This is a genomic window from Agrococcus sp. SGAir0287, from assembly GCF_005484985.1.
Lineage (GTDB): Bacteria > Actinomycetota > Actinomycetes > Actinomycetales > Microbacteriaceae > Agrococcus.
The window spans coordinates 2095109-2118442 of record NZ_CP027942.1; the positions used below are offsets into that span (position 1 = coordinate 2095109).

At 73.8% G+C, this 23334-nt stretch carries 21 protein-coding genes and 1 tRNA gene; 7 read left to right on the forward strand and 15 right to left on the reverse strand.

Annotated elements, in window-relative coordinates:
- Position 1: 1 nt before the first annotated feature.
- The 8 genes from prfA to argS all read right to left on the reverse strand — a co-directional run bounded on the left by prfA (position 2) and on the right by argS (position 10443).
- A complete protein-coding gene (gene prfA / locus C1N71_RS09970) occupies positions 2-1081 on the reverse strand; it encodes a peptide chain release factor 1 (RefSeq protein ID WP_137756254.1) in 1080 nt (359 codons plus the stop codon).
- 5 nt (positions 1082-1086) lie between these two features.
- Positions 1087-3057 (reverse strand): transcription termination factor Rho, encoded by a 1971-nt coding sequence (gene rho, locus C1N71_RS09975; protein WP_137756255.1) that lies wholly within the window; start codon positions 3055-3057, stop codon positions 1087-1089.
- A gap of 150 nt (positions 3058-3207) precedes the next feature.
- Entirely contained in the window at positions 3208-4125 is a 918-nt protein-coding gene (gene thrB / locus C1N71_RS09980) for a homoserine kinase (protein WP_137756256.1), read from the reverse strand.
- Positions 4122-5192 carry a threonine synthase gene (gene thrC / locus C1N71_RS09985; RefSeq protein ID WP_137756257.1) on the reverse strand — a complete coding sequence of 357 codons (1071 nt, stop codon included), beginning with the start codon at positions 5190-5192 and terminating at the stop codon, positions 4122-4124. Before thrC ends, thrB begins: the two co-directional genes overlap by 4 nt.
- Before the next feature lie 17 nt (positions 5193-5209).
- The gene (locus C1N71_RS09990) at positions 5210-6511 is read right to left on the reverse strand and encodes a homoserine dehydrogenase (RefSeq protein ID WP_137756258.1); all 1302 of its coding nucleotides are present in this window, start codon (positions 6509-6511) and stop codon (positions 5210-5212) included.
- Positions 6508-7857: a diaminopimelate decarboxylase gene (lysA, locus tag C1N71_RS09995; protein WP_137756259.1), complete on the reverse strand. Its 1350-nt coding sequence runs from the start codon at positions 7855-7857 to the stop codon at positions 6508-6510. The genes C1N71_RS09990 and lysA overlap by 4 nt, the downstream gene beginning before the upstream one ends.
- Before the next feature lie 173 nt (positions 7858-8030).
- Positions 8031-8789 (reverse strand): LmeA family phospholipid-binding protein, encoded by a 759-nt coding sequence (locus C1N71_RS10000; RefSeq protein ID WP_137756260.1) that lies wholly within the window; start codon positions 8787-8789, stop codon positions 8031-8033.
- Positions 8790-8793: 4 nt separating this feature from the next.
- A complete protein-coding gene (gene argS / locus C1N71_RS10005) occupies positions 8794-10443 on the reverse strand; it encodes an arginine--tRNA ligase (protein ID WP_137756261.1) in 1650 nt (549 codons plus the stop codon).
- Positions 10444-10465: 22 nt separating this feature from the next.
- Here argS and C1N71_RS10010 point away from each other — a divergent pair, with 22 nt between their 5' ends.
- A complete protein-coding gene (locus tag C1N71_RS10010; RefSeq protein ID WP_137756262.1) occupies positions 10466-11017 on the forward strand; it encodes a hypothetical protein in 552 nt (183 codons plus the stop codon).
- A gap of 3 nt (positions 11018-11020) precedes the next feature.
- Here the strand turns inward: C1N71_RS10010 and C1N71_RS10015 are convergent, their stop codons facing one another.
- Positions 11021-11827 (reverse strand): transglutaminase-like domain-containing protein, encoded by an 807-nt coding sequence (locus tag C1N71_RS10015; RefSeq protein WP_175414177.1) that lies wholly within the window; start codon positions 11825-11827, stop codon positions 11021-11023.
- Between the two features lie 74 nt (positions 11828-11901).
- Between C1N71_RS10015 and C1N71_RS10020 the strand changes: the two genes are divergently transcribed.
- A tRNA-Arg gene (locus tag C1N71_RS10020) sits at positions 11902-11974 on the forward strand.
- A 321-nt stretch (positions 11975-12295) separates the two neighbouring features.
- On the opposite strand, the gene C1N71_RS10025 is transcribed toward C1N71_RS10020, so the two are convergent.
- The gene (locus C1N71_RS10025) at positions 12296-13531 is read right to left on the reverse strand and encodes an MFS transporter (RefSeq protein WP_137756264.1); all 1236 of its coding nucleotides are present in this window, start codon (positions 13529-13531) and stop codon (positions 12296-12298) included.
- A 124-nt stretch (positions 13532-13655) separates the two neighbouring features.
- Here C1N71_RS10025 and C1N71_RS10030 point away from each other — a divergent pair, with 124 nt between their 5' ends.
- Both C1N71_RS10030 and C1N71_RS10035 read left to right on the forward strand, forming a co-directional pair.
- On the forward strand, positions 13656-14351 hold the full coding sequence (locus C1N71_RS10030; RefSeq protein ID WP_137756265.1) for a TetR/AcrR family transcriptional regulator: 696 nt from the start codon (positions 13656-13658) through the stop codon (positions 14349-14351).
- Positions 14348-14992, forward strand: a complete 645-nt coding sequence (locus tag C1N71_RS10035; RefSeq protein ID WP_137756266.1) for a DNA-3-methyladenine glycosylase — start codon at positions 14348-14350, stop codon at positions 14990-14992. The genes C1N71_RS10030 and C1N71_RS10035 overlap by 4 nt, the downstream gene beginning before the upstream one ends.
- Here C1N71_RS10035 and C1N71_RS10040 read toward each other — a convergent pair.
- From C1N71_RS10040 to C1N71_RS10050, 3 genes are read right to left on the reverse strand one after another with little or no spacing between them, the layout of a single operon-like run.
- Positions 14980-15306 carry a cupin domain-containing protein gene (locus C1N71_RS10040; RefSeq protein WP_137756267.1) on the reverse strand — a complete coding sequence of 109 codons (327 nt, stop codon included), beginning with the start codon at positions 15304-15306 and terminating at the stop codon, positions 14980-14982. The two genes, C1N71_RS10035 and C1N71_RS10040, sit on opposite strands and share 13 nt — an antisense overlap.
- On the reverse strand, positions 15303-16709 hold the full coding sequence (locus tag C1N71_RS10045) for an NAD(P)/FAD-dependent oxidoreductase (RefSeq protein ID WP_137756268.1): 1407 nt from the start codon (positions 16707-16709) through the stop codon (positions 15303-15305). The genes C1N71_RS10040 and C1N71_RS10045 overlap by 4 nt, the downstream gene beginning before the upstream one ends.
- A gap of 50 nt (positions 16710-16759) precedes the next feature.
- Positions 16760-18040: an acyltransferase family protein gene (locus C1N71_RS10050; protein ID WP_137756269.1), complete on the reverse strand. Its 1281-nt coding sequence runs from the start codon at positions 18038-18040 to the stop codon at positions 16760-16762.
- A gap of 101 nt (positions 18041-18141) precedes the next feature.
- Here C1N71_RS10050 and C1N71_RS10055 point away from each other — a divergent pair, with 101 nt between their 5' ends.
- The 3 genes from C1N71_RS10055 to C1N71_RS10065 are packed head-to-tail and all read left to right on the forward strand — an operon-like array spanning position 18142 to position 20956.
- The gene (locus C1N71_RS10055; RefSeq protein WP_137756270.1) at positions 18142-18435 is read left to right on the forward strand and encodes a metal-sensitive transcriptional regulator; all 294 of its coding nucleotides are present in this window, start codon (positions 18142-18144) and stop codon (positions 18433-18435) included.
- A gap of 17 nt (positions 18436-18452) precedes the next feature.
- On the forward strand, positions 18453-18776 hold the full coding sequence (locus tag C1N71_RS15345) for a heavy-metal-associated domain-containing protein (protein WP_254677975.1): 324 nt from the start codon (positions 18453-18455) through the stop codon (positions 18774-18776).
- Positions 18776-20956 carry a heavy metal translocating P-type ATPase gene (locus C1N71_RS10065; RefSeq protein ID WP_137756271.1) on the forward strand — a complete coding sequence of 727 codons (2181 nt, stop codon included), beginning with the start codon at positions 18776-18778 and terminating at the stop codon, positions 20954-20956. Before C1N71_RS15345 ends, C1N71_RS10065 begins: the two co-directional genes overlap by 1 nt.
- A 274-nt stretch (positions 20957-21230) precedes the next feature.
- Here C1N71_RS10065 and C1N71_RS10070 read toward each other — a convergent pair whose 3' ends face one another.
- Positions 21231-21854, reverse strand: coding sequence for an arsenate-mycothiol transferase ArsC (locus tag C1N71_RS10070; protein ID WP_137756272.1), 624 nt, complete (start codon positions 21852-21854; stop codon positions 21231-21233).
- Between the two features lie 3 nt (positions 21855-21857).
- Complete coding sequence (locus C1N71_RS10075; RefSeq protein ID WP_254677976.1) at positions 21858-23318, reverse strand: helix-turn-helix domain-containing protein; 1461 nt, start codon at positions 23316-23318, stop codon at positions 21858-21860.
- Positions 23319-23334 lie beyond the last annotated feature (16 nt).

Here is a 23334-nt window from a genome sequence, read left to right on the forward strand (position 1 = left end):
GTCAGGACTCGTCGGCGAGGGCCGCGAGCCGCGCCTCCTCGTCGGCGACGATGCACGAGTCGATGACGGGCTGCAGCGCGCCGTCCATGACGCTGTCGAGGTTGTACGCCTTGAAGCCCGTGCGGTGGTCCGCGATGCGGTTCTCCGGGAAGTTGTACGTGCGGATGCGCTCGGACCGGTCCATGCCGCGGATCTGCGAGCGGCGCGCATCGGAGGCGGCGGCGTCGAGCTCCTCCTGCTGCTTCGCGAGCAGCCGCGCGCGCAGCACGCGCATGCCGGCCTCGCGGTTCTGCAGCTGCGACTTCTCGTTCTGCATCGAAACGACGATGCCCGTGGGCAGGTGCGTGATGCGCACGGCCGAGTCGGTCGTGTTCACCGACTGGCCGCCGGGTCCCGAGGAGCGGAAGACGTCGATCTTCAGGTCGTTCGGATCGATCTGCACCTCCTCGGGCTCGTCGACCTCGGGGAAGACGAGCACGCCCGTCGTGGAGGTGTGGATGCGGCCCTGCGACTCCGTCGCCGGCACGCGCTGCACGCGGTGCACGCCGCCCTCGTACTTCAGCGACGCCCACACGCCCTGCGCGGGATCGTTCGACGAGCCCTTGATGGCGACCTGGACGTCCTTGAAGCCGCCCATGTCGCTCGGGGTCGACTCGAGCATCTCGGTCTTCCATCCGCGGCTCGTCGCGTAGTGCTCGTACATGCGCAGGAGGTCGGCGGCGAACAGGGCCGACTCCTCACCGCCCTCGCCGCCCTTGATCTCCATGATCACGTCGCGCCCGTCGTCGGGGTCGCGCGGGATGAGCAGCCTGCGCAGCCGCTCCTCGGCGTCGTGCGCGGCCTGCTCGAGCGCGGGCACCTCGTCGGCGAACGCCTCGTCCTCGCGGGCGAGCTCGCGGGCGGCGGCGAGGTCCTCCCCCGCCGCCGTCCACCGCTCGTGGGCCGCCTTGATCTGGCTGAGCTCCGCGTACCGGCGGTTGACGCGCTTGGCGCGACCCGCGTCGGCGTGCAGGGCGGGATCCGCGAGCTGCTGCTCGAGGTCCGCGTGCTCGGCCAGCAGCCCCGAGACGGACTCGAACACCGGCGTCAGGCCTGCTCGCCCGGCGTCGACTTCGAGACCTTCATGAGGAACTCGACGTTCGACTGGGTGTCCTTGAGGTTCTTGAGCACGAGCTCGGTGGCCTGCTGCGGCTCGAGCCCGGCGAGGGCGCGACGCAGCTTCCACATGACCTTGGTCTCCTCGGTGCCGAGCAGCATCTCCTCGCGGCGGGTGCCGGACGCGTTGACGTCGACCGCCGGGAAGATGCGCTTGTCGGCGAGGTGCCGCGACAGGCGCAGCTCCATGTTGCCGGTGCCCTTGAACTCCTCGAAGATCACCTCGTCCATCTTCGATCCGGTCTCGACGAGCGCCGTGGCGAGGATCGTGAGCGAGCCGCCGTGCTCGATGTTGCGCGCCGCGCCGAAGAAGCGCTTCGGCGGGTAGAGCGCGCTCGAGTCGACGCCGCCCGAGAGGATGCGGCCCGAGGCGGGCGTGGAGAGGTTGTAGGCGCGGCCGAGGCGCGTGATGCCGTCCAGCAGCACCACGACGTCCTTGCCGAGCTCCACGAGGCGCTTGGCGCGCTCGATGGCGAGCTCCGCGAGCGTCGTGTGGTCCTCGGCGGGACGGTCGAACGTCGACGCGATGACCTCGCCCTTGACGGTGCGCTGGAAGTCGGTGACCTCCTCGGGCCGCTCGTCGACGAGCACGATCATGAGGTGGACGTCGGGGTCGTTCTCGGCGATGGCGTTCGCGATCGCCTGCATCACGAGCGTCTTGCCGGCCTTCGGCGGCGAGACGATGAGGCCGCGCTGCCCCTTGCCGATCGGCGCGACGAGGTCGATGACGCGCGTCGACAGCTTGCCGGGCACGGTCTCGAGGCGCAGGCGGTCCTGCGCATAGAGCGGCGTGAGCTTCGCGAACTCGGGTCGGTTCGCGGCCTCCTCGACGGGCTGCCCGTTGATGGAGTCGACGCGCACGAGCGCGTTGAACTTCTGCCGCCCCTGCGCACCCTGGTGCTCGCCCTCGCGAGGCTGCTTGATGGCGCCGACGACGGCGTCGCCCTTGCGCAGGTGGTGCTTGCGGACCTGGCCGAGCGAGACGTAGACGTCGCTCGAGCCCGGGAGGTAGCCCGTGGTGCGCACGAACGCGTAGTTCTCGAGCACGTCGAGGATGCCCGCGACGGGCAGCAGGACGTCGTCCTCGAGGATCTCGGGCTCGAGGTCGTCGCCGCGACCCTGGCCACGACGACGATCGCGCGTGCGGCTGCGCCGCGACTCGAGCTCGGCCTCGCCGCCGCGCTGGCCGCGACCCTCGCCGGTGCCGGTGCCATTGCCGTTCCCGTTGCCGTTGCCGCGACCGCGACCGCGACGGCCGCCCTCGGCCGCCTCGTCGTCGTCGCCGGCCTGCTGCGTCTGCTGCTGCTGACGCCCGGCCGCGGTCTGCTCGCCCTTGTCCTGCTGGTCGGCGTTGGCGCCGCCCTTGCCGCGGCCGCGACGGCGGCGGCTCGGGCGCTGCTCGCCATCGTCGGCGGGCTGCTCGCCCTTGTCCTGCTGCGCGGCCTCGGCACCCTGGTCGCCCTCGGCCTGCGCTCCGGCGTCGGCCTGCTGCTCGCCCTCCGGCTGCGCGGCATCCTCGGAGGCCGCGGCCTGCGGCGCCTCGGCCTCGGCGGGCGCGGTCGCCTCCTCGGCCGGGGCCTCGGTAGCCTCCTCGGCCTTGGGCTCGTCCTTCTTCTTGCGCGTCGCGCGCTTGCGCTTCGGCGCCTCGACGGGAGCGTCCTCGCTCGCCGCAGGCGCCTGGGCAGCGTCCGCCTCGGGTGCCGGCGTCTCGGCGGCCGGCGTCTCGGCGGCCGGCAGGTCGAGCGTCGCGGCCTCCGGCGCCGCTGCCGCGCTCTGCGCACGGCGCGAGCGTCGCGCCTTGGGGGCGGTGGGCGCCTCGGCGGCGGGGGCGGCGTCGGCCTGCGGCTCGGGCGCTGCACCCTCTGCGGCGGCAGCGTCGACGTCGATGGTCTCGTTGGTCATGTTCTCCCTTTCCGGGGCGGGCCGTCATGCGGCGGCCCGTGGACGCACGGCTCCATCGCGCGGCGTTCGAGAGGACATCGCCGGATGATGGGGCGGTGCTGCGACTGGAGTCTCGTCATCCTCCGCAGCGGACACGGATCGTGGCCGGGACTAGCGGGGATTGCGCTCCACTGTACCACCCTTGATGTCGACGGCCAGCAGGTGCGACTCCCATGCGTCGGCCTGCGCGGCGACGATCTCGGCGGCGGCCAGCCGCTGCTCCGGATCGCTCGAGAGCACGAGCACCGAGGGCCCCGCGCCCGAGACGACGGCGGCATGGCCGGCCGCGCGCAGCGCCTCGACGAGGCGGTTCGTCGAGGGCATCGCGGCGGCGCGGTAGCGCTGGTGCAGCCGGTCCTCCGTCGCCGCGAAGAGCAGGTCGGGCGTCTGCGTGAGGGCTGCGATGAGCAGCGCCGCGCGCGAGAGGTTGAAGACGGCGTCGGCATGCGGCACGTCGGCGGGCTGCAGGCTGCGCGCGAGCGACGTCGACATGCGCTCCTCCGGCACCGCCACGAGCAGCGAGACGCCGCGGTGCACCGCGAGCTCGGTGTGGTGCGGGCCGTCGTCGTCGACCCACGCGATCGTGAGGCCGCCGAAGATCGCGGGCGCCACGTTGTCGGGGTGCCCCTCGAGCTCGGTCGCGAGCCGCAGCACCGTGGCGTCGTCGACCGGCGCGTCGTCGCCGACGAGGCCGACGGCCGCGAGCACGCCCGAGACGATCGCGGCTCCCGACGAGCCCATGCCGCGCGAGTGCGGGATGGCGTTGCGGGCGTGGATGCGCAGGCCGGGCGCCGGCACGCCGAGTCGCTCGAAGGCGTGGAGCGCCGAGCGCGCGACGAGGTGCGTCGCGTCGGTGGGCACCTCCCCCGCGCCGACGCCCTCGACGACGATCTCGACGCCCGACTCGATGGCCTCGACCTCGAGCTCGTCGTGCACGTTGAGCGCGAGGCCGAGCGTGTCGAATCCCGGGCCCAGGTTGGCGCTCGTCGCGGGCACGCGCACGCGCACCCGCCGGCCGACGAGGCTCACGCGAGTCCCAGGAGGCTGGCGACCTCGCTCGTCTCGGCCTTCACGACCTGCGGCGAGGCATCCTGCCCGTCGTCGCCCTTGAGGCCCCACTGCGCGTCCTTCAGGCCGTGGCCCGTGACGGTGAGCACGACGGTCGAGCCCTTCGGGATCTCGCCGGCGGCGTGGCGCTCGAGCAGACCCGCGAGGCTGATCGCGGACGCGGGCTCGACGAAGATGCCCTCCTCGCGCGCGAGCAGCCGCTGGGCCGCGAGGATGCGCTCGTCGTCGATCGCCCAGAATCCGCCGCGCGACTCGTCGCGCACCGCGAGGGCCTGCTCCCACGACGCGGGGTTGCCGATGCGGATCGCGGTCGCGACGGTGTCGGGCGCGCGGACGACCTCGCCCCGCACGATCGGCGCCGCGCCGAGCGCCTGGAAGCCGAGCATGCGCGGGGTGCGGGTGGCGTCGCCGTGGTGCGCCGCCTCCGTGTAGCCGCGCCAGTAGGCCGTGATGTTGCCGGCGTTGCCGACGGGGATGCAGTGGATGTCGGGGGCGTCGCCCAGCACGTCGACGATCTCGAACGAGGCCGTCTTCTGCCCCTCGATGCGGTCGTCGTTCACGGAGTTCACGAGGTGCACGGGGTAGTGCTCCGACAGCTCCTTCGTGATCTCGAGGCAGTCGTCGAAGTTGCCCTGCACCTGCAGGATGCGAGCACCGTGCACGACGGACTGCGCGAGCTTCCCCATCGCGATCTTGCCGTCGGGCACGAGCACGGCCGCGGTGATGCCCGCGTGCGCCGCGTAGGCGGCGGCCGCCGCGGAGGTGTTGCCGGTCGAGGCGCACGCGATGGCCTTCGCGCCGTGCTCGACGGCCTTCGACACCGCCATCGTCATGCCGCGGTCCTTGAACGAGCCCGTCGGGTTCATGCCCTCGAACTTCACGAGGACGCGCGCGTCGAGGCGTGCGGAGAGGCGGGTCGCCTCGATGAGCGGCGTGCCGCCCTCGCCGAGCGTGACGATGGGCGTCGCGTCGGTGACGTCGAGCCGGTCTGCGTACTCGCGGATGACTCCGCGCCACTGGTGTGCCATGCGTCCCTCTTCCCCGCTCAGGCCTGCGCCTCGATGCGGATGACGTGATCGATGCTCGCGACGTCCTCATGCGTCCGCAGCGCGTCGACGACCTGCCGCAGCCTGCCCTCGGGGGCGGCGTGCGTGCCGAGCACCAGGCTAGCCGTCGGCCCCTCCGCCACGTGCTGCTCGATGGACTCGATCGACACGTCGTGCTGGCCGAGCACCGTCGCGATCGCGGCGAGGACGCCGGGCCGGTCGAGCACCGCCAGACGCAGCTGGTAGCGCGTGGGCACGTCGTCGATCGACGCGATGGGCAGGTTGGCGTGGCTCGACACCGCGACGCCGGGACCGCCGATGACGTGGCGGCGCGCGATGGAGACGAGGTCGCCGAGCACGGCGCTCGCCGTCTCGGGGCCGCCTGCACCCGCGCCGTAGAACATGAGGTCGCCGGCGGCCTCGGCCGTGACGAAGATGGCGTTCTTCGCCTCGTGCACCGCCGCGAGCGGGTGGTCGCTCGGGATGAGCGCGGGGTGCACGCGCGCGGAGATCCGCTCGCCGTCCGCGCCCGAGATGCGCTCGCAGATCGCGAGCAGCTTCACGACGCGACCGTCGCGCTCCGCCTGCTGCACGACGTCGGCCGTGACGGACAGGATGCCCTCGCGGTGCACCTGGTCGACGGGCACGGTCGTGTGGAACGCGAGGGAGGCGAGGATCGTCGCCTTCGAGGCCGCGTCGAAGCCCTCGACGTCGGCCGTGGGGTCGGCCTCGGCGTAGCCCAGGCGCGTCGCCTCGGCGAGCGCGTCCTCCATGCTCGCGCCCTCGCGGTGCATGAGGTCGAGGATGTAGTTGGTCGTGCCGTTGACGATGCCCATGACGCGCGTGACGCGGTCGCCCGCGAGGCTCGCCTCGAGCGGGCGGATGATGGGGATCGCACCGCCGACCGCGGCCTCGAACGCGAGCTGGCCGCCGACCCGCTCGGCGGCGTCGAAGAGCGCGGGCCCGTGCGCGGCGACGAGCGCCTTGTTCGCCGTGACGACGTCGGCGCCGGCGTTCAGCGCGTCGAGCACGAGCGTGCGGGCGGGCTCGATGCCGCCGAGCAGCTCGACGACGATGTCCGCGGATGCGGCGAGCCTGGCGAGGTCGGTCGTGAGCAGCTCGCGGGGCAGGTCCACGTCGCGGGGAGCGTCGACGTCGCGCACGCCGATGCCGACGAGCTCGAGCCCGGCGCCGGCGCGAGCGGCGAGCTCGTCGCCGTGCTCGAGCAGGAGTCGCGCGACCTGCGCGCCGACGCTGCCCGCGCCGAGCAGGGCGACCTTGAGGCTGCGGTACGCGGTCATGCGGTGGTCCCTCCCAGGCCCGCGTCGCGCGCGAGCAGGTCGTCGATGGTCTCCCGGCGCACGAGCACGCGCGATGCGCCGTCGGCGACCGCGACGATCGGCGGCCTCGGCGTCATGTTGTAGTTCGAGGCGAGGCTCGCGCAGTACGCGCCGGTCGCGGGCACGGCGAGCAGGTCGCCCGGTGCGACGTCGGCCGGCAGTCGTACCTCCTCGACGACGATGTCGCCCGACTCGCAGTGCAGGCCCACGACGCGGGCGCGCACGGGCTCCGCGTCGGACGTGCGGCTCGCGACGCGCGCGGTGTACTGCGCGCCGTAGAGCACGTGCCTGGGGTTGTCGCTCATGCCGCCGTCGACCGAGACGTAGACGCGCTCGCCGTCGGCGAGCTCGACGCGCTTCACGGTGCCGACGGTGTAGACCGTGATGCCCGCGGGCCCGGCGATCGAGCGTCCCGGCTCGATCGCGATGCGCGGCATCGGGATGCCCTCGCGCTCGCACGCGGCGCGCAGCGCATCCGCGAAGTCCTGCGCGATGCGCTCGATCGGCTGCGGGTCGTCGGCCTCGGTGTAGGCGATGCCGAAGCCGCCGCCGAGGTTCAGCTCGGGCAGGTCGCCGCCCGGCAGCAGCGACGCGTGGAGCGCGACCATGCGGTCGAACGCGGCGGCGAAGCCCGCGCCGTCGAAGATCTGCGAGCCGATGTGCGTGTGCAGGCCGCGCAGCCGCAGCACGTCGTCGGCGCGGATGCGCTCCACGAGCGCCGTCGCGTCGGCGATGGGCACGCCGAACTTCTGGTCCTCGTGGCTCGTCGCGAGGAACTCGTGGGTCGAGGCGTGCACGCCGACGTTGATGCGCAGCCGCACGCCCTGCCGCACGCCCGCCTCGCGCGCGATGCGCGTGAGACGCTCGAGCTCGATCTCGGAGTCGACGACGATCGTGCCGACGCCGGCCGCGACGGCGACGCGCAGCTCCGCCTCGGATTTCGCGTTGCCGTGGTAGCCGACGCGGGCGAGGTCGACGCCTGCGGCACGCACGAGCGCGAGCTCCCCCGCCGAGCACACGTCGACGCAGAGCCCCTCCGCCGTCACCCAGCGGGCGACGTCCGCCGTGAGCAGCGCCTTGCCGGCGTAGTAGACGAGCGGGTCGTCGAGCACCGCCGAGAACGCGTCGCGGATGCGGCGGGCGCGGCCGCGCAGCTCGGCCTCGTCGAGCAGCATGAGCGGCGTGCCGTGGTCGGCGACGAGCGCGTCGAGTCTCGCGCCGGCGACGTGCACGACGCCGTCGACGCGCTGCGCGCTCGTCGGCCAGATGGCGGGCTGGAGCGCGTCTGCGTCGATGGCGTGGGTCATGGATCGGTCCGTGGGTGCGTGGGGATCGCCTGCGGTGCGAGCGGCGGGCCGTGCATGGCCCTGCGCGCTCGGATCAGCAGGCGAGCGGACCCGGCTTGGCCCCTGAAGCCTGACGCGGCCAGCCTACCGGGCGCGGCATGGCGCATCCGACCCGCCCGTCATACGTCGACGCGTCAGCCGACGCAGGAGCCGTGCGGCGACTGCAGCTGCAGCACCGAGCGCTGGTCGATCGCGAAGACGAGCAGCACGGCGCCGTTCGACACCCGCACGTCGGCGATCTCCATCGTCGTCGGCACGGAGTCGGCGACGCAGAAGCCCGTCTGGTCGAACAGCGCCGACGTCGCGACGCCGTAGCGCTCCTCGAACTCGGACGGCGACAGCTCCGCCCCACCGACCTCCACCGTCTGCGGCACGAGCACGATGCGCGACCCGCGCGTCACCGGCTCGACGACGACGGTCACGTCCGTCGGAGCCATGCGCGTCGGCAGCGTCGTCGACACCTCGACGCGCAGCGCCGGCGGCCGCAGCGTCACGTCGCGCACGGGTGCGTCGACGAACTCGCCCGTGAGGCGCACGACGGAGTCGTGGTCGAGCGAGATGTAGGAGTAGACGCGAGGGATGGGCGTGAGGGGGTTCGTCGGCAGGTCGTAGATCTCGGCGTGGAACGTGCCGGTGGCGACGCCGAGGTCGAGATCGTCGACGGTGATGACGACGTGGTCGACGGATCCGAGCAGCAGCTGCAGGATGGCGCTGCCGCCCTCGATCTCGGCGTCGACCGCGTCGGGGTCGGGCAGCGCGAGCGCGACGGCGATCTCCTCGCGGGCGACGCGCTCCATCTCGCCGCGCACGACGACGTCGGCGACGACGGTGGCGCCCAGGAGCGCGCCGATGCCCGCGAGGCCGAGGCCCACCCGCACCAGCCGCCTGGCCACGGCGCTACATCCGCTCGGGCGCGCTCACGCCGAGGTGGCCGAGGGCGGTGCGCAGCACCTGGCCCGTGGCGTCGTTGAGCCACAGGCGCGACCGATTGCGGTCGTCGATCGGGTCGTCACCCTGCGGCACGACGCGGCACGCGTCGTACCAGCGGTGGTAGAGGCCCGCGAGCTCCTCGGCGAAGCGGGCGATGCGGTGCGGCTCGCGCAGCTGCGCGGCCTGCGTCAGCACGCGCGGGAAGTCGGCGAGGGCGCCGAGCAGCGCGGCCTCCGTCTCGTGGTCCAGCGTCGACGCGTCGAACGCCGAGCGGTCGATGCCCGCGGCGGCCGCGTTGCGCGCCACTGCCGAGGTGCGCGCGTGGGCGTACTGCACGTAGAAGACCGGGTTGTCGTTCGAGCGCCTCTGCAGCAGCTCGAGGTCGATGTCGAGCGGCGTGTCGACGCTCGAGCGGGCGAGCGAGTAGCGGGCGGCGTCGACGCCGACCGCCTCGACGAGGTCCTCGAGCGTCACGATCGTGCCGGCGCGCTTCGACATGCGCACGGGCTTGCCGTCGCGCACGAGGTTGACCATCTGACCGATGAGGATCTGCAGGTTCACCCCCGGCTCGTCGCCGAAGGCCTCGCACATCGCCATCATGCGGCCGACGTAGCCGTGGTGGTCGGCGCCGAGCATGATGAGGCACTGGTCGAAGCCGCGCTCGCGCTTGTTGAGGTAGTAGGCGAGGTCGCCCGAGAAGTACGCTGGCGCGCCGTTGGAGCGCACGACGACGCGGTCGCGGTCGTCGCCGAACGTCGTCGTGCGCAGCCACGTGGCGCCGTCCTCGACGAAGACGTGCCCGCGCTCGCGGAGCCGCTCGATCGCGCGCTCGACGTCGCCGTTCGCCTGCACGTCGTGCTCGTGGAAGTAGACGTCGAAGACGACGCCGAAGTCGGCGAGCGACTGCTTGATCTCGCCGAACATCATCTGCACGCCGTGCTCGCGGAAGTGCTCCTGCAGCGCAGCGTCGTCGAGGTCGAGCAGGTCGATCTCGCTCGCGGCCTCGACGCGGGCTGCGATGTCGCCGATGTAGTCGCCGCCGTAGCCGTCCTCCGGCGCCGCCTCCCCGCGCCACGCGGCGACGAGGCTGCGCGCGAAGCGGTCGATCTGCGCGCCGTGGTCGTTGAAGTAGTACTCGCGCGTCACGCGCGCGCCCTGCGACTCGAGGATGCGGGCGAGGGAGTCGCCGACGGCCGCCCACCGGGTGCCGCCCAGGTGCAGCGGGCCCGTGGGGTTGGCGGAGACGAACTCGAGGTTCATCGCGAGGCCCTGCAGCGAGTCGCCGCGGCCGTACGCGCCGCCCGCCTCGACGATCGTGCGCGCGAGCTCGCCCGCGGCCGCCGCGTCGAGCCGCAGGTTGAGGAAGCCGGGGCCGGCGACCTCGACGGCCGCGACGCCCTCGATCGTCGCGATGCGCTCCTGCAGCTGCGCCGCGAGGTCGCGCGGAGCGACGCCGACGCGCTTGGCGAGGCGCATCGCCGCGTTCGTCGTCCAGTCGCCGTGCTCGCGGCTGCGGGGCCGCTCGAGCACGATGTCGGAGGCCGCGACCTCCGCGCGGTCTCCGACGACCGCCTGCACGGCGGCGAGCAGGGCTTCGGCGAGCGCGGCGGGATGCATCCCTCGATCCTATGCTGGCCGCATGCCTCGCTCTCGCGCGCTCGTCGCCGTCCTGGCCGCCTCGTCGGCGCTCGCGCTCGCCGCCTGCTCGCCGGGCGCGCTCGACGCCGATCCCCAGCCGCCATCGCCATCGCCGTCGCTCGACGCGAGCGGGGAGCCCATCCCCTCCGACCCGAATCCGTCGAACTTCGACCCTGCGCCGTCCGACCCGCTCGCGCCCGGTCCCGTCGCGGGCGACCTCGACCTCGCATGCGACGACGTGCTGACGCCCGACCAGGTCTACGCCTTCAATCCCGAGATGCTCGCGACCGCGACGCCGGCCTCCGGCATCCCGGCGGACCTCGACGCCTACGCCGAGTCGGGCGTGCTGTGCGCCTGGCAGCATGCGACGAGCGGCGACGTGCTGCTCGTGGGCGTGCTCGAGGACGTCGACGACGCCCCGTCGCCGACGTCGCTGCCCGGCCGCTCCGCCGTCGTCGACGGCTGGGGCATCGTCGTCGCCTCGCGGTACTTCGAGGGCGACGACGCCGGAGCGCAGGCCCTCCTCGACGAGGTCGCGGCGAACCTCGGCTGAGCCTCAGGCGAGGCGGATGCGCTCGCTGGGATCGTCGGCGGCGTCGTCGGGCAGCGCGTCGTCATGGGCCTCGACCTCGAGGCCGTCGAGCGTGACCCATCCACCCGAGTTGGTCGCCCACGCCGTCTCCTCGGCGTCGACGCCGGTGGCGATGCGCACCATGCTGCCGCGCGGCGCGAGATGCGTGGCGTCGACGACCCACCATCCGCCGTCGAGGTGCACCTCGGCGACCGCGTGGAAGTCGGGCGGCTGCAGCGCGGGCGCGTAGACGGAGGCGTAGCGCGCTGGGATGCCGAGCGCGCGGCAGAGCCCGATGACGACGTGCGCGTAGTCGCGGCACATGCCGCCGGCCTTGCGCAGCGTCGCGACCGCACCGTCGTCGATCGCGGAGCGATCCATGTCGTACTCGAGGTGCCGGGCCACGTAGCGCACGACGGCGTCGACGGCCGTCCACCCCTCCGCGCGACCGAAGCGCTCGGAGGCGAAGTCGCGCAGCTCGTCGACCTCGACGTAGCGCGAGGCCGCGAGGTAGCGATCGAGCTCGACGTCCTCGACCTCCTCGGCGCCGGCTCCTGCGCGCTCGCCGATCGTCGCGTCGAACGTGCAGGCGAGGCGGCCGGGACCCGCCGTGAGCACCAGCTCGCGCGTGCCGTGGCGGCCCGCGCGCTCCGTCCAGGAGACGGGCTCGTCGTCGACGGTCACGACGAGCGTCTCGTCGGCGTCGTGGCCGGCGGCCGGCAGCAGCAGCAGCAGGAACTCCGCCTCGCCGTCGACGTCCATCGCGAACTCGGCGTGCACGGTGCGCACCACGGCGGCTCCTCGCGTCGGGGATGGATTGGGTGGACGGCGCATGCGCGCCCGGGTGCTAGCCTGATCCAGCCCCTGCCCTCGTAGCTCAGGGGATAGAGCGTCTGCCTCCGGAGCAGAAGGTCGTAGGTTCGAATCCTATCGAGGGCGCAAGCACCGCATGACCCGCGTCACGAGACCCGGCTCGCGACGGCGGCCCACAGGACCCCCGCGGGTTCGGATCCCATCGAGGGCGCAAGCACCGCATGACCCGCGTCACGCGACCCGGCCAGCGACGGCGGCCCACCGGGCCCCCGCGGGTTCGGATCCCATCGAGGGCGCAACACCCGGATGGCCCCCGTCACGAGACCCGGCTCGCGACGGCGGCCCACCGCGCGGGTTCGCATCCCATCGAGGGCGCAAGCACCGCATGACCCACGTCACGCGACCCGGCCCTCGACGGCGGCCCACAAGGCCCCCGCCCAGGACGACTCAGCTCGTCGCCGTCTCCGCGAGCGGCGTCGGCGCGGCTGCCGTTCGGAACGCCGGATGCGCGAGCGCGAGCGCGAAGGCGCCGACGAGCGCCGCGGCGCACGCGACGAACGGTGCCGCGGTCCCGACCCCGAGCAGCAGGGTGCCGACGAGCGGTCCGGCGACGACGCCGAGCACCGTCGCCGTGCCCACGAGCAGCTGCGTGCGCGCGCGGTCGCGCGTCGCGACGCCGGCAGCCCGCGCGATCCCCGACAGCGCGAGCCCGACGCCGACGCCGGCGACGACGATCGCGACGAGCAGCCCGACGAAGCCGGACGGGAGGGCGAGGCAACCGACGCCCACGGCGGCCGCGGCGATGCCGACGCGCGCGAGCGCCGTCGCGCGCGTCGCCGCGCGCGCGAGGCGCGTCTGGGCGACGACCGCCGACAGGCCGCCCGCGAGCAGCACCCATCCGGTCGCGAAGCCGGTCGTCGCGGGACCGAGGGCGAACCGCTCGTGCAGCACGAAGCCGAGGACGATCTGCACGCACGCGATCGCTGCGCACACCGCGAGCGCCGCGACGAACAGGGGCCAGGTGCGCGCGTCGACCAGGCGCGGCGACCGTCCGGGCCGCGCTCGAGCGGGCGCTCGGACGCCGCCGGGGACCGCGATCGCGACGGCAGCGGCGCCGACGCCGAGCAGCACGGGTGCCACGGCGATCGGGACGAGGGCGCCGAACGTCGACAGGCCGCCGCCGACGGCGACGCCCACCACGATCGAGAAGCCCTGCACGGAGGCGATGCCGGCGAGGCCGCGCATGCGCCACGCGTCGTCCTGCGTCGCGTCGATGACGAGGCGCGCCGCGGGGACGACGGCGGCGAGGCACGCTCCGAGCGCGAGCCCGCGAAGCCCGACGAGGGCGACGACGAGGACCCACGCGTCGATCGCCACGCGCGTCGCGAGCATCACGAGCAGCGCGACGACGGCCATGGCCGCCGTCGCGATGAGCATCGCGCCCACGATCGGCCCGCGCGCGCCGAAGCGCACGACGGCTCGCATCCACGCCGGTACCGCGAGGAGCATCATCGCCGCCGAGGCGGCGACCGCGAGGCCGACGTGCCACGGCTCGAGCCCGAGCTCGAGCACGAGCGGGGCGGATGCGGGCTGCATCGTCACCTGCGCGACCGCAGCGAGCAGCACGGCGGCGAGCGCGCCCACGAGCGGTGCGCGACCTCCCACGGAGCTCTCGGCGGTCATGGAGCCTGCGTCCCTCGATCGGTGGTAGAACGGCGTTCGAATCCACGCTACCGCGTCGAGGCGGTCGCGTCACGCTGTCGCGTCGAGATGCGCGATGCTGGAGCGATCGTCACGACGGAGGCCCATGACCGACGACGCGCCCTTCCACGCGGGCCTGACCCCCGACCGCATCGTCGCCGAGGCCGTCGCCCTCACGCGCGAGACCCACCTCATGGGCTGGTCGGTGCGCGACCTCGCGCGCCGGCTCGACGTCGCCGCCTCGGTGCTGTACCACCACGTCGGCGGCAAGGACGTCATCGTGCGCCGCGTCGTCGAGCACGTCATCGCCCAGATCTCGATCCCCGACGCCGACCTCCCGTGGCAGGACTGGTACCGAGCCCTCGTGCTGCCCGCGCGCGAGATCATCGGCGCCCACGACGGCGTCGCGAAGTGGCTGCTCATGCACGGACCGACGCTCGAGCCGCTGCTGCCCACCGTCGAGCGCGGCGTGCAGGTGCTGCTCCGCGACGGCTTCGGCGACCACGCCGCCATGGCCTACGCCGCGATCGTGAACAACGCGCTCTCGGCGCTCGCCATGGGCGACGATCGCCGCCTCGTGGAGGACGACGGGCCGCGCGACCTCGAGACGATGCGCACGGCCATGCGGGCGGCCGACGCCGACCAGGGTGTGCTCGAGCTCATCGTGTCGTCGATGATCGACCCGTTCGTCGGCGACGAGGCGGCGACGCGCGCCGGCGAGGCCTGGTACGTCGCGTTCATCCTCGAGACGACTCTCGTCGGGCTCGACGCGATGCGGGCGCGAGGCTGGCCCGCGCCATGACGCGACCCGACCGCGCCTGGCTCGCACGGGATCCGATCGTCGTCGCGCCGCTGCTGCTCGGCGCGACGCTCGCCCATGCCAGCCCCGAGGGGCGCGTCGCGATCCGCATCACGGAGGTCGAGGCGTATCGCGGCGCCGACGATCCCGGCGCGCACTCGTTCCGCGGGCGCACGCGGCGCAACGCGACGATGTTCGGCGAGGCGGGGCACCTCTACGCGTACTTCACCTACGGCATGCATCATGCGATCAACGTCGTCGCCGGCGACCGCGAGGGCTTCGGCATCCTCGTGCGTGCAGGTGCCGTCGTCGAGGGCGAGCCGCTCGCGCGAGCGCGCCGCGAGGCGCGGCCGCGCCGCTCCCCCATCGTCGAGCTCGCGCGAGGACCCGGCAACGTGGCGCAGGCGCTCGGCGCCACGCTCGCCGACGACGGCGCCGACCTGCTGGGCACCGGTCCGTGGACGCTCGAGGTCGACGACGTCGCACGCACGCGGCCGATGCCGCACCGCACGGGACCGCGCGTCGGCGTCTCCGGCGACGGCGGCGACGGCCGCCGCTTCCCGTGGCGGTTCTGGCTTCCCGGCGAGCCGAGCGTGTCGGCGTATCGAGCGGCCGCCTCGCGCAGGCGACGTCAGGCCACGTAGAGCTTCGTGAGCGCCTCGTGCACCGTCCACTCGGTGCGCTCGCCGGCGACCAGCGTGACGAGGTCGCCGGACGCGATCTCGATCGCCTCGCCGCCGGCGAAGCGGATCGTCGCACGACCCGAGAGCACGACGAACGCCTCGTCGACCTCCACATCGGTCGCGGTGCCCTCCGTCATGCGCCAGAGCCCCACCTCGGCCCCGCCGATCGTGGCGAGCGCGACGGTTCCCGCGGCCGGCGCACCCGCGACGACCTCGTCGGAGGGCAGCGCCTCGACGGGCACGTCGACGTCCGCGAGGCGACGCACCCGCGTCACGAGTCGAAGCCCAGGCCGAGCGCGTCGAGCGTCTGCAGCAGCGCGTTGCGCCTGCCCGCGTTGTGGTCGGCGCGGTCGAGCGACCAGCGCGTCGCCTGGATGCCCGCCGAGGCGAACGGCTCGGGCGGGAACGGGATCGCCGGCTGGCGCACCATCTGCAGGGTCGTGCGCTCGGTCTCGAGCCCGGTGAGCCGGTCGAGGCATACGTCGGCCGCGAAGCGCGTCGCCGCGACGCCGAGGCCCGTGAAGCCGTTCGCGTACGCGACCTTGCCGCCGCGCGCGAGCCCGTACTGGGCGCAGAAGCGCGTCGAGGTGTCGATGACGCCCGCCCAGCGGTAGGCGAACCGCACGTCCTCGAGCTGCGGGAAGGTCGTCAGGAAGTGCGCGGCGAGGCGGTCGAACGACGCCTGCCTGCGCTCGTGGTGGGGGCGGATCCGTCCGCCGTAGAAGTAGACGGCGTCGTAGCCGCCCCACACGATCCGGTCGTCCGCGGTGAGCCGGTAGTAGTGGAACTGGTTGGCGGCGTCGGAGATGCCGCGACGCTCCACCCAGCCGATCGACGCCTTCTGCTCGGCGGTGAGCGGCTCCGTCGCGAGCACGTAGTCGTACACCGGCACCGTGGAGAGCCGGTCGCGCCGCAGCAGGCTCGGGAAGGCGTTCGTCGCGAGCATGGCGCGCGGTGCGCGCACGCTGCCGCCGCCCGTGCGCACCGTGACCCCGCGATCGTCGGAGTCGAGCGCGATCGCCTTCGAGCGCTCGAAGATCTCCACGCCGCGGTCGACGCATGCGCGGGCGAGCTCGTGCACGAGACGTCCGGGATGCACGAGCGCGGTGCCGAGGCGATCGAGGTAGCCGGCGAGGAACGTCGGCGAGTCCAGCTCGGCGCGCGTCTGCGCGGCGTCGAGGAAGACGCCGCGATCCTCGATGGCCTCGGTGCGCAGCCACTCGACCTGGTGCGGCTCGGTCGCGACGGTGAGCGAGCCCGCGCGCTCCCACTCGACCTGCAGGCCGAGGCGCTCGACGTCGGCGCCCATCCCGTCGAGGTTCTCCATGCCGAGCCGCTCGAGCTCGTCGAGCTCGTCCGGCCACCTGGCCTCTCCGTTCGCACGGCCGTGCGTCAGCGACGCGTCGCAGAAGCCGCCGTTGCGGCCCGATGCCGCCCAGCCGAGCCGATGAGCCTCGACGAGCACGACCTTCGTGCCGGGCTCGCGTTCCACGGCCTTGAGCGCCGTCCACAGCCCGAGGTAGCCGCCGCCGACGACGACGAGGTCGGCGTGCACGTGCGCCGTGAGCCGCGGATGCCGCGGGGCGGGCATGTCGAGCCAGACCGAGCCCTCCTGGGCGGGGGCGAGGGCGCGGGCGACGAGCGCCGGGTCGACGGGTGCGTCGAACGTGGTCTCCATGCCCGGAGCCTAGGGCAGCGACCGAGGACCGGAGCCGAGCGGGCCGGCGCTCACCGAGGGATGAGGCGACTTGACGGCGCCGGGCGCAGCGGGATGCGGGCCAGCAGCAGCGCCGCGACGGTGCCGACGACGCCGGCCGCGGCGAGCGCGAGGTCCATGCCGAACGTCATGATCGCGAACGGCGGGGCGATGAACAGCACGATCGCGAGCACCGTGCGCCACGTCGGCGGCGCGGGCGCGAGCGGCTGGACGCGTTCGAAGCGCACGAGCGGGATCGACAGCAGGCACACGAGCGCGAGCACGACGAGGAAGAGGGGGATGCGCTCGAGCCACCACTGCCCCGATCCGGGCGAGGACAGCGGGAAGGGCAGCACGAGCTGCACGCCGATGAGCACCATGATGAGCGGCAGGTGCCAGAGGTAGACCGTCATGAGCCGCGATCCGAGCAGCAGGACGACGCCTTGCGCCGGGCGCAGTCGCATGAGCGCCGTGAGCGGCCGGTGCAGCAGCTGCAGCAGGCACGCCTGCGCGATGCCGAGCAGCAGCAGCGGCACCGTCGGCGGGAACTGATTCGACAGCATGTTCGTGGAGTAGTCGCCCACGCGCACGACGACCGCGAGGATCGCGTACGCCACGACGACGACGAGCACGAGCTGCCACCAGCGGCGCGCCGCGAACCAGCCGTCGTGCATCCAGAAGCCCAGCTGCTGCACGGCGAGCCAGACGAAGGCGACGTTCGGCAGGCCCGCGAGCGGCTCGCCGACGAGGATCCGCACGAGGTCGGTGAAGCATGCGGCGGCGATGAGCACGGCGAGCGTCGTCCTCGGGCGGCGCTCGTGCCACTCGATCATGAGCGGCGCGAGCGCCTGCACGAGCATGTACGACGCGAGGAACCACAGCGGCGAGCCGACGCCGACGGCGACGCCGTCGACGAACGCGGGGTCGACCGGCAGGAGCGCCGCGATGCCGAGCGCGACGGCGAAGAAGACGAAGAGGGGCAGCGACGGCCGCGCGAGGCGGGCGAGCCGCACGCGAGCGAAGTCCTCGGGGTCGTCGCCGCGACGGCGAGCGCTGCGGAAGCCCGCCGCCGACGCGAAGCCGCCGACGACGAAGAACAGCGGCATGATGAGCCCGAACCAGGTCGCGGCCGGGAACCAGCGCTGCAGCTCGAGCGTGCGCTCGAGGGCGATGCCGTCCTCGCTCACGGACACGCCCGCGAAGAGCAGGTGCACGACGATCACGAGCAGCACGCAGACGACGCGGGCGAGGTCGAGGGTCAGGTCGCGCTTCGCGAGCCTCGCCTCCGCGGCGGCGCGTTCGTCGGTGGTCACGCGGTCACTGTACGGCTCGGAGGGTGACGGATCCGGGATGCCGCGAGGTCGTCGAGCGCGGAGGGGTCGACGCCGATACCCCCAAGGGGTATGGTGGCACCATGGAGCAGCACAGCCACGGCTACGCCGAGGACAAGCAGGCGATCCTCCGCAGGCTCAAGCGAGCCGAGGGCCAGGTGCGCGGCATCGCGCGCATGGTGGAGGAGGACGAGTACTGCATCGACATCCTCACGCAGGTGTCGGCCGCCACGAAGGCGCTCGAGACCGTCGCGCTGCAGCTGCTCGACGACCACCTGGCGCACTGCGTCGCCGAGGCCGCGAGGTCCGGTGGCACGGTCGCCGACGACAAGATCCGCGAGGCGAGCCAGGCCATCGGCCGGCTCGTCCGCTCGTGACGAGAGGGAGCACCATCGTGCAGCAGGACGTCGAGATCACCACGACCCCCGCAGCCGCCGCCGACCAGGGCGGGTGCTGCGGAGGGGGATGCTGCGGCGGTGGCGCCGCGGAGGCGGCCGCGCCGACGGGCACGCAGGCCTTCGCCGTGACCGGCATGACGTGCGGCCACTGCGTCGCCTCCGTGACCGAGGAGATCGGCGCCATCGACGGCGTCCGCGGCGTCGAGGTCGACCTCGTCGCGGGCGGCACGTCGACGGTGCGCGTCGACGCCGACGGCCCGCTCGACCTCGCCGCCGTGCGCGCCGCGGTCGACGAGGCCGGCTACACGCTCGTCGACTGATGCCCGCCGAGGTCGTCGACCTCGAGATCCAGGGCATGACGTGCGCGTCGTGCGCCGCTCGCATCGAGCGGCGCCTGGGCCGCATGCCCGGCGTCGAGGCGACCGTGAACTACGCGACCGAGGTGGCGCACGTCACGCTGCCCGAGGGCACGAGCGTCGCCGACGCCATCGCGACCGTCGAGGCCACGGGATACGGCGCATCCCTGCCCGAGCCCGATCGGGAGCGCTCGGACGCGCCGCTGACGTGGCGGCTGTTCGTCGCCGTCGTGCTCGGCACCCCGGTCGTCGCGATGGGCATGGTGCCGGCGCTGCAGGTCGAGGGCTGGCAGTGGCTCTCGCTCGTGCTCGCGACCCCGATCGCCGTCTACGCCGCGTGGCCCTTCCATCGCGCCGCCGTGCTGGCGCTGCGGCACGGCGCGACGACGATGGACACGCTCGTGTCGATGGGCGTCACGGCCGCCTACCTCTGGTCGGTCTGGGCGCTCGTGTGGGGCGGCGCCGGCGAGATGGGCATGCACATGGAGGGGCTGCTCGCCACCGGCGAGCACGCGGGGCTCTACCTCGAGGTCGTCGCCGCCGTCACCGCCTTCCTGCTCGCCGGGCGGCTCATCGAGCACCGCGCGCGCCGCGGCTCGGTGGACGCGCTGCGCTCCGTCGCGCGCCTCGGCGCCCGCGAGGCGACCCGGCTCACGGATGCGGGCGAGGAGCGGGTGCCCGTCGACGCGCTCGTCGTCGGCGACCGCATCCGCGTCGTGCCGGGCGAGAAGATCGCCGCGGACGGCGTCGTCGTCGAGGGCGCGTCGACCGTCGACGCGTCGCTCGTGACGGGCGAGTCGATGCCGGTCGAGGTCGCAGAGGGGTCCGCGGTGATCGGCGCGACGATCAACGGATCCGGGGTGCTCGTCGTGCGCGCGACGGCCGTCGGCGGCGACACGGAGCTCGCGCGCATCGCGCGGCTGCTCGAGCAGGCGCAGGAGGGCAAGACGGCGGTGCAGCGCATCGCCGACCGCATCTCGTCGGTGTTCGTGCCCGTCGTCGTCGCGCTCTCGGTGCTGACGCTCGTCGGCTGGATCGTCGCGACGGGCGACGTGCAGCGCGCGTTCACCGCCGCGATCGCGACGCTCATCATCGCGTGCCCGTGCGCGCTCGGCCTCGCGACGCCGACGGCGCTGCTCGCGGGCACGACGACGGGCGCCGAGCTCGGCATCCTCATCCGCGACGCGCGCGTCCTCGAGGCCGCTCGACGCGTGCGCGTGCTGCTCGCCGACAAGACCGGCACGATCACCGCCGGCCGCATGCGGCTCGAGACGGTCGTGGCCGCCGACGGCGAGGACGCGGACGACGTGCTGCGCGTCGCCGCGGCCCTCGAGCGCGGCAGCGAGCACCCCATCGCGAGGGCGATCGTCGCGGCGGCACCGGACGCGCCCGGCGCCGCGTCGGTGCGCGCCGACGCCGGCGCCGGCATCCAAGGCGTCGTCGACGAGCGCGCCGCGCAGGCCGGATCGGCGGCGTGGGTCGCGAGCGCGTGGGCCGCTCCCCTGCCCGACGCGCTCGCGGCGGCACTCGACGAGGCGCAGTCGCGCGGCGCGACGACCGTCGTCGTGGCGTGGGACGGTGCGGCACGCGGCGTGCTCGCGGTGCGCGACGAGGTGCGCCCGACGAGCGCGGCGGCCGTCGCTCGGCTCGCCCGCATGGGCGTGCGCGTCGCGATGGTCTCCGGCGACAACCCGCGCGCGGCGCGCGCCGTGGCGGCCGAGGTCGGCATCGACGACGTCACCGCTGCCGCGACGCCCGCGGACAAGGTCGAGGCCGTGCGGGCGGCGCAGGCGCGCGGATCGGTCGCGATGGTCGGCGACGGCGTCAACGACGCCGCAGCGCTCGCCGCGGCGGACCTCGGCATCGCGATGGGCACGGGCACCGACGCCGCGCAGCACGCCGCCGACGTCACGCTCGTCCACGGCGACCTCGAGTCGGCGGCGGACGCCATCGCGCTGTCGCGCCGCACGCTCACGACGATCCGCGTGAACCTCGTGTGGGCCTTCGCCTACAACACGATCGCGATCCCGGTCGCGATGGCCGGCCTGCTCACGCCCATGCTCGCAGGCCTCGCGATGGCGCTGTCGAGCGTGCTCGTCGTCGCGTCGTCGCTGACGCTGCGCCTGTACCGCCCGCGCCGGTAGCGGCGGATCCTCTGGGCCGGCAGACCCTCGCGGCGACGCCGCACCCCCAGCTGGTCGAGGAGCGCAGACGCGCAGCGCCTCCGCGTCACGAGACCCGACGCGCCGCGCGGCACGGCACGCAGCGCGACGTCCGACGCTGCCACGGGTCTCGTGACGGCTCCTCGCTGCGCTCGGGGCCTCCTCGACCAGCTGAGGGTGAGCCGAGTCGAGCGTCCGGTGGGAGCCGCTGCGTCATCAGCTGGTCGAGGAGCGCAGGCGCGCAGCGCCTCCGCCGCTACGCCAGCCGCGCCAGCAGGTCGTCGACGCGCACGCGGATGTCGTCCCGCAGCGATCGCACGGCGCTCGAGCCGAGCCCCGCGGGGTCGGCGAGGTCCCACGCCTCCGTGCGCTGCCCGTCGTGCAGCGGCGGCGCGTCGCAGAGCATCGTGACGACGACGTCCGCCCGCGCGAGCACCTCGCTCGTGAGCGGCTTCGGGAAGCCGGGGTGGTCGACGCCGACCTCGGCGAGCGCGTCGGTCACCGACCGCAGCACCGCCGCGACCGGTCGCACGCCCGCCGACGACGCCAGCACCTCGGCGCCCGATGCCCGCACGAGCGCCTCGGCGATGATCGACATCCCGTCGTTGCGCGTCGAGAGGAACAGCACGCGCGGCACCCCGGGCGCCACGGACGCGTCGAGCGCGTCGAGACGCGCTGCGGCGAGGTCGACGGCGCGTTGCTGCAGCCGCTCGTGCGCGGGGTCGATCGCGGCCAGCAGGTCGCGGGAGTGGTGCACGAGCGTCGTCACGGTACCGGCGTCGAGCGTCGGATGCGCGAGCGCGAGGGCGCTCGCTGCCTCCTCGAGGGAGACGGGCGCCTCGCCGCGCGCATCGCGCCTGCCTCGCCTGCCCGGCAGCATCGCTCAGCCCGCCCTGGTCGCGTCGGCGTCGGCCGGATCCGGCGCGTGGCGTTCGAGGAAGTCGTAGAGCTCGGCGTCGTCGACACCCGGGAAGGTGCCCGACGGCAGCGGCGCGAGCGTGTGCTGGTGCATGCGGGCCGACGCCCACGCGTTCGCCCGCCACCGCTCGGCGAGCTCCGGCGCGGGCTGCGAGCAGCACGTCTTGTCGGGGCAGCGCGACTGGTCGCGGCGCTGCGTCGACGAGCCCCGGAACCACTTCGCGGCGTCGAACGGCACGCCGACCGTGATCGAGAACTCGCCGTCGGTGCCCGTGCCCGTCTGCGACGAGCACCAGAATGTGCCGGCCGGCGTGTCGGTGTACTGGTAGAACTCCGTCGTGCGCGAGGCGCGGTCGAAGGCCGTGCGCGCCGCGAAGTGGCGGCAGACGACCTGTCCCTCGATCGCGCCCGAGGCATCCATCGGCAGCGGCAGCCCGTCGTTCTCGTATGCGCGCATGAGGGCGCCGTCGTCGCCGACGCGCAGGAAGTGCACCTGCAGCCCGAGGTCGACCGTCGCGAGGTTCGTGAAGCGCATGGCCGCGGACTCGTGCGTGACGCCGAACGCGTCCCTGAAGTCCTCGACGGCGATGTTGCGATCCTGCTTCGCGCGGCGCAGGTACTCGACGGATGCGGTACGCGGCATGAGCGTGGCGGCGGCGAAGTAGTTGATCTCGAGCCGCTGCTGCAGGAACTCGCGGTACGACGTCGGCTCCGAGTGGCCGAGCAGGCGGTGGGCGATGGCCTGCAGCGCCATGGAGCGCAGTCCGTGCCCGCCGGGGATCGACGCCGGCGGCAGGTAGATGCGGCCGTGCTCCAGGTCGGTCACCGAGCGCGTCGAGTGCGGCAGGTCGGTGACGAAGACGAGCTCGAAGCCGATGCGCTGCGCCATGTCGGCGACGGCGCGGTGCGTGAGGGCGCCGCGCTCGTGGCCGACGGCGGCGAGCTGCTCCTCGGCGAGGGCGTCGAGCTCGGGCATCGCGTTGTCGGCCTGCTGCATCTGCAGGCGGATCGCCGTGGAGTCGCGACGCGCCTGCTCCGGCGTCGCGATCGCCTCCCTCGACCGCCGGTCGAGCTCGCGCTGCAGCCCGACGAGCGCGGCGAGCACGTCGTCGGGCATCGTCTTCGACGCGCGCACGGTCGGCAGGCCGAGGCGCGAGTACACGGCACCCTCCTGCAGGCGCTGCAGCTCGAGCTCGAGCCGCGAGCGCTCGGTGGGCGGCTCCTCCGAGAGCAGGTCGGTCGTCGACACCTCGAGCGCGGCCGCGATGGCCTGCAGCTGCGACAGACGTGGCTCGCGCTTGCCGTTCTCCATGAGCGACAGCTGGCTGCCCGCGAGCCCCACGAGGTCGCCCAGCCCGTCGAGCGTGAGGCCCGCGCGCGTGCGGAAGTGGCGGATGCGGTGGCCGAGGACTGCAAGATCGCTCACACCGGCAGCGTAGCGA

Bases quoted from the DNA above. Each gene is read 5' to 3' on its own strand.
- rho (WP_137756255.1), bottom strand. From the start codon at position 3,057: ATGACCAACGAGACCATCGACGTCGACGCTGCCGCCGCAGAGGGTGCA.
- thrC (WP_137756257.1), bottom strand. From the start codon at position 5,192: ATGGCACACCAGTGGCGCGGAGTCATCCGCGAGTACGCAGACCGGCTC.
- C1N71_RS09990 (WP_137756258.1), bottom strand. From the start codon at position 6,511: ATGACCGCGTACCGCAGCCTCAAGGTCGCCCTGCTCGGCGCGGGCAGC.
- lysA (WP_137756259.1), bottom strand. From the start codon at position 7,857: ATGACCCACGCCATCGACGCAGACGCGCTCCAGCCCGCCATCTGGCCG.
- argS (WP_137756261.1), bottom strand. From the start codon at position 10,443: ATGCATCCCGCCGCGCTCGCCGAAGCCCTGCTCGCCGCCGTGCAGGCG.
- C1N71_RS10010 (WP_137756262.1), top strand. From the start codon at position 10,466: ATGCCTCGCTCTCGCGCGCTCGTCGCCGTCCTGGCCGCCTCGTCGGCG.
- C1N71_RS10025 (WP_137756264.1), bottom strand. From the start codon at position 13,531: ATGACCGCCGAGAGCTCCGTGGGAGGTCGCGCACCGCTCGTGGGCGCG.
- C1N71_RS10030 (WP_137756265.1), top strand. From the start codon at position 13,656: ATGACCGACGACGCGCCCTTCCACGCGGGCCTGACCCCCGACCGCATC.
- C1N71_RS10035 (WP_137756266.1), top strand. From the start codon at position 14,348: ATGACGCGACCCGACCGCGCCTGGCTCGCACGGGATCCGATCGTCGTC.
- C1N71_RS10045 (WP_137756268.1), bottom strand. From the start codon at position 16,709: ATGGAGACCACGTTCGACGCACCCGTCGACCCGGCGCTCGTCGCCCGC.
- C1N71_RS10055 (WP_137756270.1), top strand. From the start codon at position 18,142: ATGGAGCAGCACAGCCACGGCTACGCCGAGGACAAGCAGGCGATCCTC.
- C1N71_RS10065 (WP_137756271.1), top strand. From the start codon at position 18,776: ATGCCCGCCGAGGTCGTCGACCTCGAGATCCAGGGCATGACGTGCGCG.
- C1N71_RS10070 (WP_137756272.1), bottom strand. From the start codon at position 21,854: ATGCTGCCGGGCAGGCGAGGCAGGCGCGATGCGCGCGGCGAGGCGCCC.